The 4978-nt window shown below is 61.0% G+C and carries 2 protein-coding genes and 1 pseudogene; all 3 read right to left on the bottom strand.

Annotation, left to right across the window (positions count from 1 at the left end; all coding sequences use genetic code 11):
- Positions 1-9: 9 nt before the first annotated feature.
- Positions 10-1362 (bottom strand): diguanylate cyclase domain-containing protein, encoded by a 1353-nt coding sequence (locus tag VQ044_RS25940; RefSeq protein WP_442880749.1) that lies wholly within the window; start codon positions 1360-1362, stop codon positions 10-12.
- A 794-nt stretch (positions 1363-2156) separates the two neighbouring features.
- The gene (locus tag VQ044_RS23665; protein ID WP_331827811.1) at positions 2157-3260 is read right to left on the bottom strand and encodes a hypothetical protein; all 1104 of its coding nucleotides are present in this window, start codon (positions 3258-3260) and stop codon (positions 2157-2159) included.
- A 649-nt stretch (positions 3261-3909) separates the two neighbouring features.
- Positions 3910-4886 (bottom strand): annotated as a pseudogene (locus VQ044_RS23660) (IS3 family transposase); the annotation flags it as partial.
- Positions 4887-4978 lie beyond the last annotated feature (92 nt).

Below are 4978 nucleotides of genomic sequence, written 5' to 3'. Positions count from 1 at the left end.
TCTGGGGCATTACCATGTCGATACGTTACCTGCGCCCTCAAGGGTAAATTCCCGGGTGGTCGATGTCTCATCGTCATTGGCACGGAGGGGGCGGCGCATTTGCATGGACGCGTCCATCCCGGGCTCGAAAAAGCAATAGGTGCCACGCCCCTCGGCCTTCGCACGGTAAAGCGCCATGTCGGAGCTGCGCAATATCTGGTCGGATGACCCGCCATCGCTCGGTGCCATGGCGACCCCGACGCTGACGCCGATATCGACCGGGTGGCCATCGACGTCATAGGGCTCACCAAGGCGGCTAACGATGCGGCGCGCAAGCGAACTGGCCAGCTTGGGCGTCGCTCCCGGCATCAGGACGGCGAACTCATCGCCCCCTAGTCGCGCAACCGTGCCGGTTTCCCGTGCGGACGAGCGAAGTCGCTCCGCCACCATTATGAGCAAAGCATCGCCTATCGGGTGACCGTGCGTATCATTCACCGCCTTGAAATAATCCAGATCGAGGCAAAGCATGGCCATCTCATTGCCCTCGCGTGCCGCGCAGGCCAATCCATCGTTGAGTCGCTCCCGAAAGAGCGCCCGATTGGCGAGATCGGTGAGCGGGTCATGGCGGGCCATGTGCGCGATCTTTGCCTCGGCGGTTTTTCGGTCGGTTATGTCCTCATGCGTCGCGAGCCAGCCTCCGTCGGGCATTGGCTCCACCACGATGGAAAAAACCCGTCCGTCCCGCAATTCCAGGAGATCGTATCTGCGCTCGCGACTTTTCGCCAATTCGAGGCGCTGTTCGATGTGCTCCTCAGGGTCCATATCCGGAAGGATGCCGGCTGCCATTCTGTGGTCCAGCATCTCACGAAGCGTGGTGCCAGGCTTCGTCAATTCCGGCGTCAGGCCATACATCTTTGTGTAGGGCGTGTTGCAGACGACGAGGCGCTCGTCGCCATCGAACATACACAGGCCGGGAGACATATTATTGAGCGCGGCATCGAACTGAAGGTTCTGGCGTTCGAGCCGAGCATTGGTTTCGCGGACCTCTTCAAGCGCTCCCGCAAGGTCCTGCTGGGCGGCACGCTCTGCGGTGATATCCGTGCCAACGCCCAGATAACCGGCAAACGTGTCGCCGTCATCAAACCGAGGCCGGCCGCTGATCTTGAACCAACGCGAATTACCGTCGCCATGCTTAAAGGGATAGACGAAATCTCGAAACGGACGATGTGCGTCGAGATCGGCGAAATGTTCCCGCCAATGGTCCACATCATCGAAGTTGGCTGATATTTCGAGGCGGGTCCGGCCGATCAGCGCAGTCGGCGCCACGCCGGTCACCTGCTCGAACGGCCCAGAGAAATAGGAGAACCGCAGGTTCGCGTCCATTTCCCCAAACCAGTCCGACGCAATCTGAGCGAAATCTTCAAGCGAACGCATGACCATCGTACTCTAGCAAATCTATCGGTAAGGTATTATTATTGTTGGGTGTTAAGAAGTTATAAAATAATGCAGGCATGAGCGACAAGTTCTCTCCAGCGTCATGCTGATTGCAGGCGGGTCTATTCCGGTACGCAAAACTGAATTCCCGCTGGGTTCAATATTTGAACCGCGGTCGACGTGTGTCGTCTATTGACGAAGCGTAATAATGACATAAACTTCGGCCGCTTCCCCGAGGTGGGCAGTCCTGGAGGGAAGAAACGGCGCGGTATCGACGCCTCCGGCGTTGGTGCCGCGCAAATTCCTGGCTTGCCCAATGCGCAACCGCGCCATCCGCGTCGCCGGGTCCGGCTGGTGTCGATAATCGTTCTCCCGCTCTATTGACGCTGCTCGCGCCGATAGTCAGTTTCCCGAGGCTCGGGTCCGAGCGGTGGATCTCGGGCGGAGGGCAGACACGGCGGACCCGAGCAGCCGGCGGATCATGACCGCGCGAAGTGGTCGGGCGCGGACGGCGCAATCATTGTGTTGGCGCGGGGCCGAACTCAATCTCATTCGAGCCGAATCGCCTGCATTTCAGGGGGAATTCGCACCGGGCCTAGACGGGCGTCGAGGCCGAAGAGGATCGGCCAGCTTATGGGCATGGACGGAGAGCTGACGGGCGCGCGGGGGTTAGTTAATCTGGAGCCTCCGCCCGGAAATACCGGGCAGAGGCACTCTGCGAGGAAATGGCCAAGTGGCACAACTCAGCCCTGAATGGCCCGCGCCTCCTCCACTGCCGTTAGGCAGGCGGCTTCATTCCCCTGCTCCAAGGCGCTCCGCGCCTTTTCAAGCGCGGCCGTGAAAGCAGGATCGCTTGAAGCCGTGGCGCGGGCTTGCGTGCCGGTCGCAGCGGCGGCCGCCGTGTCCTCGCCTTCCTGTTGCGCCTTAACGTCCTGGGCGGACATGGCGACATCCGTATCAGCTGTGCCGGCCGCATCCTGTAGCGGCATCGTCGAGCCGTCCTTGACGATTTGTCCGCCGTCAGTCGCGGCGGTTTCGGTGCCTGTATCGGCCGTTGTCGTTCCGTTGACGCTGGCGTCGGCTCCAACTGCGGGCATCGTGTTCCTCGGGTCGGACGTGTCTGTTCCCAAGGTCGACGTGGCTGCAGCATCAGTTGATGAAGACGAAGCGGCGCTATCGCCGGAGATTCCTGACGGCGCGTTGCTACTTGCGTTTGAATCGGCTGCGGCCGGGGGAGTCGCGGGTACACTTGAGCCCCCCGTCGTGGACGTCTTGGTGTCCAACGTGGATGTCGACTTGCCAGACTCGACAGAGGCAGCCAGATCGCCATTGGCGTCTGAGGACGTCCCTTGGGCGGTCGCGGAACCTGCCGTCATATCACTCGGTGCGGGGACGGCATCCGATGTGGCAGAGGACGCCGCGCCGCCTTCCGCTGCCCCAGCCGTTTCCGGCTTATCGGTCTCGAGCGGCGCGATCGTGCCGTCCTTGCTGATGCCGCCAGAATCGGCGGCCGAAACCTCGGCTCCGCCACTGGTGGTGATCTCGCCCGAGTCGGTAAAGGTTGTCGTGGTGCCTTCCGCGACGCCGGTGCCACCTGCGGCCTCATCGCCGCTTGCATCTGCCGTTCCGCTCATCGCGGCGGACCCTGCGGCCGCCCCGGTGAGAGCGGCCATTTCCTCAGCGCAATCGGCCAAGGCTGAACCCGCGCTGAGCGTGACGAACGCGCAACTGGCGAGCAGGAGTGGAGAATGTTTCATCCCGAATATCCTTGTCGTTGATGTATCGCGATAAAACGGCTGACGCTGCCAAAGCGTTCCGACTATCAGGCCCGTCAATCTGATGCCCACAGTTCACCTCAAGCACATGATTGGATGATCTGGATCAGGTCGGAATTTTCAGCGCCGGGCTATCGGTTTGGTCGTCATCACGACAAGCTCGGGGAGAAAAGGAAAAGTGAGAACTCACACACGTATTGCCTTGCTGATTTACGGCATGGTCAACGCCGTTTTATTTGGGGTCGGCGCGATCACCGTGCTTTCGTTTCCTGCCCTGCTATGGCCAGGATCACACGCCCAACTGGGATGATCCCGCATATGGCCGCAGGGTCGACGAGTACTACGGAATCGGGGGGCTGTAGTTCGATTGGGAGACGTGATGCCCCACCACATCCCGCTGGTGGGACAGGACGGGCGAGGCCTTGGGCGATGCCGCGGCCTCGTCCGGTGTTTGTTCGCTACGATGGTTGCGGGGATCCACGCGGCAAGCGCACCAATCTTCTCCTCACAAGTCTCATTTGCAAACGACACATCTGGCCGTGGAGATCGATCGCAGGAGCATGCTGAAACGGTCAGGTTTCTGGCCTGNGGCAAGCGCACCAATCTTCTCCTCACAAGTCTCATTTGCAAACGACACATCTGGCCGTGGAGATCGATCGCAGGAGCATGCTGAAACGGTCAGGTTTCTGGCCTGCCCCAACCGAGTGGTCCGGGGCAAATCTTAGTGCATGACAGGCCTTGGCGCCAAGGCTGGCGTGGCCGGTGAAGCCGGGCCGGATGGCGAAGCCGGCCATTGCACGACCTTGGGTGCCGGCGGACGGTAACCCAGCGATGAGTGCGGGCGTGCGGTATTGTAATGGCGCCGCCAGCTTTCGATCACCACCTTGGCCTCGGCCAGCGAGTAGAAAATCTCGCCGTTCAGGAGTTCGTCTCGAAGTCGGGCGTTGAAGCTCTCGCAATAGCCGTTCTCCCAGGGGCTGCCAGGCTCGATGAACGCCGTCTTGGCGCCGACGGCGAGGATCCATTCGCGCACTGCCTTGGCTATAAATTCCGGCCCGTTGTCCGACCGGATGTGGGTTGGCACGCCGCGCAGGATGAACAGGTCGGTCAGAGCGTCGATGACGCTGATCGAATTCAGCTTGCGGTCGATCCGGATCGCCAGGCATTCCCGGGTGAACTCGTCGATGATGTTGAGCATGCGGAATTTCCGTCCATCATGGGTTCGGGCCTCGACGAAGTCGTAGGACCAGACATGGTCGCGATACTCCGGCCGAAGACGGATGCAGGATCCGTCGTTCAGCCAGAGCCGACCCTTCTTCGGCTGCTTTTGCGGCACTTTCAGCCCCTCCCGTCGCCAGATGCGTTCGACCCGTTTGACGTTCACCGTTCATCCGGCGTCCTGCAGCAGCGCCGTGATCCGGCGATACCCATAGCGGCCATATTGGGTGGCGAGCGCGATGATATCGGCGGTCAATTCCGCCTCATCTAATCTGCCGGTCGGCATCTTGCGCTGCGTCGAGCGATGCTGCCCGAGCACACGGCAAGCAAACCGTTCGGACACATTGAACGTTGCCATGACGTGGTCGATACAGCGCCGGCGGCGGGCGGGGCTTAGAAGTTTCCCGAGGCAGCCTCTCGAAGGATCAGCTTCTCCAGGGTCAAATCCGAGACCGCCTTGCGAAGTCGCTCGTTCTCCTTCGAGCTATGGCTGAAAATGGGTGATGGGGCCTGAGAAGGCGGCGTATCGTGGCGGGTTCTGAAGCCTGCCAGAACCTCCCGAAGGAGCGATA

The sequence above is a fragment of the Aurantimonas sp. C2-5-R2 genome (assembly GCF_036549495.1).
Taxonomy (GTDB): Bacteria; Pseudomonadota; Alphaproteobacteria; order Rhizobiales; family Rhizobiaceae; genus Aurantimonas; species Aurantimonas coralicida_A.
Note: the sequence above shows the minus strand (reverse complement) of the source record. Positions and strands in the feature narration are given on the sequence as shown.

Bases quoted from the DNA above. Each gene is read 5' to 3' on its own strand.
- VQ044_RS25940 (WP_442880749.1), bottom strand. From the start codon at position 1,362: ATGGACGCGAACCTGCGGTTCTCCTATTTCTCTGGGCCGTTCGAGCAG.